Origin of the sequence: Corynebacterium sp. AOP36-E1-14 (assembly GCF_052377495.1) — a bacterium.
In the GTDB taxonomy this organism is placed as follows: domain Bacteria; phylum Actinomycetota; class Actinomycetes; order Mycobacteriales; family Mycobacteriaceae; genus Corynebacterium.
Genome location: NZ_JBQSWV010000055.1, coordinates 1 through 5,508, shown reverse-complemented (window position 1 = coordinate 5,508; position 5,508 = coordinate 1). Strand labels below are relative to the sequence as shown.

Here is a 5,508-nt window from a genome sequence, read left to right as displayed (position 1 = left end):
GCCCTAGGTGCAGGTCCTGCAGCGCCGGGAGGACACGTCAGTCGAACCTGATGACGTTGTCCTCCCGGTTGATCTGTCCCTGGGCACCCCAGTTGATCCACCCGCCGTCACCGTCGTTCGTGAGGGAACCGGCGTTGGAGTAGAAGTACAGGACGTAGTTCCCGCCCTTGATGTCGATCGGTTCGGCCCAGATCTGGCCCTCGGAGTTGATGTCCTGGTTCTTGTTGGCGATCGCCACGGCCGTCACGGGACCCTGGCCGTCGATGCTCTTGCCCTCGGTCTGCGTGTAGGCGATGTCCAGGCCGGCGCGGACCGCGCCGCCCCTGTCGTCCTGGTCGTTGACGGCGTCCCTGATGGAGTCCACCACCGTGACCGGGTCGATGCTGACACCGACGTCGACCTTCTGCCCGACGCCGGGTGCCGGCGCCTCCTGTGCCACCGCGGGGGACGCTGCCCCTGCTGCGACGGTTCCCGCGATGCCCACGGACAGGGCTGCGGTGACGAACTTCCTGCTGACACGTGTGTGTCCCATGATGCGCTCCTTGGAGAGTTGAGGAGTGGGTGTTGTCTGGTGGTGCTCCCCGGAGCCCCGGGGGCACCACCACCGATGGAAACATACTTCTGTGGGTTATGCCCGGGTTCGGCTCGGGGTGAACGCGTTGCGGTAGCCGGACGCCGGGTGGCTGTCCGGCAGGCGGTCACCGCCGCCCAGCCGTGAGCGCAGGGTGCCCGGCGTGTGCTCCGACCGGGCGAGACCACGCTCCCGCAGGACGGGGAGGACCTGCTCGGCGAACTCCTCGTAGCTGCCGGGGATGGTGGCGTTGATGACGTTCACGCCGCCGACACCGGCGTCGCGCCAGCGTGAGAGTTCCTCGGCGATCTGTTCCGGGGCGCCGACCACCCGCCCGGAGCGGGCACGGTTCTCCGCCAGGTCGCGCACCGTCGGCTCGCGTCCCTGGACGGCCTGCCGCAACCAGAGCAGCGTCGACTGGGTGCCCTGGGTGGTCAGGTCGCCGATCGGGGTGTCCAGGTCGGCGGCACCCAGGTCGATGCCGGTGCCGCCCGCGGCGTGGGCGAGCAGCGTGGTCAGGTCGAGGCTCTCGTCGAGCTCGCGTTCCCTGCGTCTGGCCTCCTCCTCGGTGCCGCCGACCACGAAGGAGAGTCCCTGAAAGAACGTCAGGTCCTCTGGCGCGCGGCCGGCCTCGGACACCAGCCGGCGGGTGTCCGCGATCAGCGTCGTGGCGTCCTGCGGCGACGGCGCGGTGATGAACTGTGCCTCCGCGTGGCGTGCGGCGAAGCGGCGCCCGGTGGGGGAGGAGCCTGCCTGGAACAGCACGGGTGTGCGCTGCGGCGACGGGGCTACCAGGTGCGGACCTTCTACGGAGTAGTGCGGTGAGTGGTGGTTGATCTTGTGGACCTTCGTGTGGTCGGCGTGGATCCCCGCCTCCTTGTCCTGGACCAGGGCGCCGTCGTCCCAGGACCCCTCCCAGAGTTTGTAGAGCACGTCCAGGTACTCGTCGGCGAGGGCGTAGCGGTCGTCGTGGTCGGCGAGTCCGTCGTGGCCGAAGTTGCGCCACGCGTTCTCCGAGGCGCTGGTGACGACGTTCCAGGCGATCCGCCCGCCGGTGAGGTGGTCGAGAGTGGAGATCTTGCGGGCGAACTCGAACGGCGGGGACTGGATCGGAGAGCTGGTCACGGCGATGCCGAGATGCTCCGTGGCGGCGGCGAGTGCGGACACCAGGACCGTGGGGTCGTTGCTGGGGATCTGCAGGCCGGAGTCCACGAACTTGCGCCAGTCGCCCTGGTAGTCGCCGTAGAGCCCGACGACGTCGGCGAAGAAGATGGCGTCGAACCTGGCCCGCTCCAGTGTGCGGGCCAGCTCGACCCAGTGGTCGAGGTCGTTGAAGTCGTGCTGGCGTGCCTCGGGACGCCGCCACGCGCCGTGGAGGATGTGCGAGGTGGTGTTCATGACGAAGGCCGCGAACTTGAGTGGTGGCTGGGCGGGTGAGTTGGGTGAGGTCATGCGGGGAGAGGCTACGGGGGCGCTGGTCCGGGCCGGAAGAATTGGAATCATCCCGTGGTGAATCGTTGGGGAGGCCCACCGGGCGACCCTAGGGTCGGCTCGACGCGTCCAGCCTGACCGACGAACCGAGAGAAGACCCGTGCACCGACAACGCCGAGCCCGACCCCGCCGCCCCAGACACCATCGCACACTCGTGGCCGTGGTGACCACCGCGGCAACCTGTCTCAGCCTGGCGTCCTGCGCCCCGCCGGAACGAGGTGACGGACGGGACACCGGCGTGGAGCCGGCGTCCGGCGAGTTCGTCGACGGTGGCACCGTGGAGTACGGACATGAGCAGGAACCACCCTGCGCCCACGGCGGGTGGGTGCAGAACGGCTTCCTGGCCCGCCAGTACCTCGACAGCCTGGTGTCCCTGGACGACGAGGACCGGCCCGTCCCGTGGCTCGCCGAGTCCTGGGACGTCTCCGACGACCGGCTCTCCTACACCTTCCACCTGAAGCCCGACGTGCACTTCACCGACGGCACGGTGCTGGACGCGGAGGCGGTGAAGACGAACTTCGACCTCTACCTCGGGCGCCCCGACCCGGCGACGGCGAACTCCACGGTGCTGGCCTACATCGGCGAGTACGTGGAGACCACCGAGGCCCTGGAGGACCTGACCTTCAGGCTCACCCTCGACCGTCCCTACGAGCCGCTGCTCCCGGTGCTGTCCCAGGGCTACTTCGGCATCCAGTCGCCCACCGCCCTGGCCCGGGGCGCCGAGGCGAACTGTGAGAACCCCGTGGGTTCCGGGCCCTTCATCCTGCAACGGTGGGACCGGAACCGGTCCATCACTTTCGTGCGCAACCCCGACTACAACTCCGCCCCCGCCAACGCGCGGCACCAGGGGCCCGCCTACGTCGACGAGGTCCGGTGGAAGTTCCTCAAGGACCCGGTGTTGCGCTACGGGTCGTTGACCAGCGGATCGTCCGACGTGATCTACAACGTGCCGCCGGTCGACTGGGCGGACGCCACGCGCCGGTTCCAGACCAGCCGGTACATCACCGGTGGGCGGCCGAACGCGATCATCCCCAACGCCTCCACCGCACCCTTCGACGACCCGCGCGTGCGACAGGCGCTCGCGTACTCGGCGGACCGGCGCAAGGCCGTGGAGACGGCGTTCCTGGGGGTGGTTCCCTACAACCCGAACGGTGCACTCAGCCAGTCGACCCCCGACCACGACCCCACCGCCGGCGACCAGGGGCACGACCCCGCCAGGGCCGCCGGCCTGCTCGACGAGGCGGGGTGGACGGGCCGCGACGACGACGGCGTGCGCACGAAGGACGGCCGACGGCTGTCCGCCCGCGTGGTCTACGCCGCGGACTCGGTGGTCGGCCCGGAGGGTGCCGCGGTGCTGCAGGACGTGGCGGCACAGGCCCGTGACGCAGGATTCGACCTGCAGCTCATCCCGGTGAACCGGGCGGACTGGCAGGGCGGACGCTACTCCACGGCTGACAGCTACGAGGCGTACGTGGGTTACTGGACCAGCCCCACCCCGGGACTGCTGCACATCAACTGGCGTCAACGCCTCGAGGACAGCCCCAACCCGCAGAACACCGCCTTCCTCAACGACCCGCAGCTGCAGGAGGTCATCGAGCAGGCCAACTCGGAACCGGACCCCGCCACCCGGTCCCGGTTGTACTCGCAGGCCCAGCAGGTCATCGGGGACGAGGCCTCGGCGATCGGGCTCTACACGCAGACCACCTCCCTGGCGGCCTCCCCGGAGCTGCACGACGTGTGGACGGAGAAGTCCCAGGGCGAGCCGGTCTTCCATGACGCGAGGTTCGTGAAATGACGGCGCCGACACAGCTACTGCAGCTCCCACAGCTCCCACAGCTCCCCGACCAGGTTCGCCGCTGGGCAGGCCGGCTGGCGTCCGCCGCCCTGGTCCTCTGGGCGGCGGCCACGGTGACCTTCCTGCTCCAGGTGCTCTCACCCGGCGACCGCGCCACACTCATGCTGAACCTGTCCTCCGGGGAGAGCCGGGAACGCACCCCGGAGGAGACCGCACCGGTCAACGCCGAGTTCGGGTTCACCGACCCCGTCTGGCGCCAGTACCTCGACTACCTCGGCGGTCTGCTGCGCGGCGACCTCGGCACGTCCTACCAGCTGAAGAAACCGGTCGTGGAGGTGATCGCCGCCCAGATCGGCCCCACCCTCGTGCTCACCGTCAGCTCCCTGGTCGTCGCCTGGCTCATCGTGGTCCTGGTGACCACCCTGACCGCCGGACGCCCCGGGCCGGTCGGGGTGCTCGGTTCCCTGCTGGAGACCGTCGCCGCGGGGCTGCCGCAGTACTGGCTGGGCTCGCTGCTGCTCGTCGGGTTCGCCGTCGGACTCGGCTGGTTCCCGGTGGAGAGCGGTAACCGGCCGGTGGGGCTGGTGCTGCCCGTGCTCACCCTCGCGGTCCCGCTGGCCGGGTACCTCGGGCAGGTGGTGCGCGACGAGTTCCGCGCGTCGCTGGACGAACCCTACGTGCTCACCGCACGCGCCAGGGGACGCACCGACCTGCAGGTCCGCGCCGGGCACGTGCTGCGTCACGCCGTCCTGCCGGCGGTGTCGGTGTCCGGGTGGGCCCTCGGCGCGCTGCTCTCCGGGGCGGTGATCGCGGAGACCGTCTTCGCCCGCGCCGGCATCGGCCAGACCCTCGTGACCGCGGCAGAGTCCCGCGACGTCCCGCTGGTCAGCGGCATCGTGATCGTCATCGCCCTCGTCTACACCGTGGCCAACCTCGCGGTGGACGCCCTCTACACCGTCATCGACCCCAGGATCGAGGTCCCGTGAGCACCGCCGTCCAGTCCCCGTCCACCCCGTCCGCCCCGTCCACCACACAGACGCCCCGCGGCCTGCTGGCACGGCTGCGCACGGTGAACCCGCTGCCGTCGCAGCGGGCCCACCGTGCCGCGACCGGCCTGCCCACCCTGATCGCCGGAAGCGTCCTCCTCCTTCTCTTCGTCGCCGCCGTCGCGCCGGGGGTGCTGGCCCCCTACGACCCGTACGCGATCGACCTCGACGCCGTCCTCCAACCGCCGGGGCCGGCGCACCCCTTCGGCACCGACCTCTCCGGGCGGGACCTGCTCAGCCGGATCATCGCCGGCACCGGCGCCTCCCTGCGCATCGGTTTCGGCGCCGTGGCGGTGGCGACGGTGCTCGCCGTGGTGCTGGGCACCGCCGCAGGCCTGTCGCGCACCGTGGCGGGGATGCTGGCCAACCGGTCCATCGAGCTGCTCTTCGCCTTCCCGACCGTCCTGCTGGGCCTGCTCATCGCCTCGACGTTCGGTCCGGGCGCCACCACCCTGGTGGTCGCCATCGGCATCGGCATCGCCCCCGGGTACGCGCGCATCGTGCGCGGCCAGGTGCTCGCCGTGCGCAACGCCGCCTACGTCGAGGCGGCGGCGGTGCTGGGGCACACGCGCTGGAGGACGCTGCGGCAGCACGTCGCGCCGAAC

5 protein-coding genes are annotated in these 5,508 nt (G+C 70.7%); 3 read left to right on the top strand and 2 right to left on the bottom strand.

Annotation, left to right across the window (positions count from 1 at the left end; translation table 11 throughout):
- Positions 1-37: 37 nt before the first annotated feature.
- Both ACT3TD_RS14550 and ACT3TD_RS14545 read right to left on the bottom strand, forming a co-directional pair.
- Entirely contained in the window at positions 38-532 is a 495-nt protein-coding gene (locus ACT3TD_RS14550) for a hypothetical protein (protein WP_301443731.1), read from the bottom strand.
- Positions 533-628: 96 nt separating this feature from the next.
- Positions 629-2,023, bottom strand: coding sequence for an LLM class flavin-dependent oxidoreductase (locus ACT3TD_RS14545; RefSeq protein ID WP_301443732.1), 1,395 nt, complete (start codon positions 2,021-2,023; stop codon positions 629-631).
- Positions 2,024-2,222: 199 nt separating this feature from the next.
- On the opposite strand from ACT3TD_RS14545, the gene ACT3TD_RS14540 reads away from it, so the two are divergent.
- The 3 genes from ACT3TD_RS14540 to ACT3TD_RS14530 form a co-directional block, all read left to right on the top strand.
- A complete protein-coding gene (locus ACT3TD_RS14540) occupies positions 2,223-3,857 on the top strand; it encodes an ABC transporter substrate-binding protein (RefSeq protein WP_444615216.1) in 1,635 nt (544 codons plus the stop codon).
- On the top strand, positions 3,854-4,843 hold the full coding sequence (locus tag ACT3TD_RS14535; RefSeq protein ID WP_301443734.1) for an ABC transporter permease: 990 nt from the start codon (positions 3,854-3,856) through the stop codon (positions 4,841-4,843). Before ACT3TD_RS14540 ends, ACT3TD_RS14535 begins: the two co-directional genes overlap by 4 nt.
- On the top strand, positions 4,840-5,508 hold a 669-nt coding region (locus ACT3TD_RS14530; RefSeq protein WP_444638064.1), incomplete at its 3' end, for an ABC transporter permease. The genes ACT3TD_RS14535 and ACT3TD_RS14530, both read left to right, overlap by 4 nt.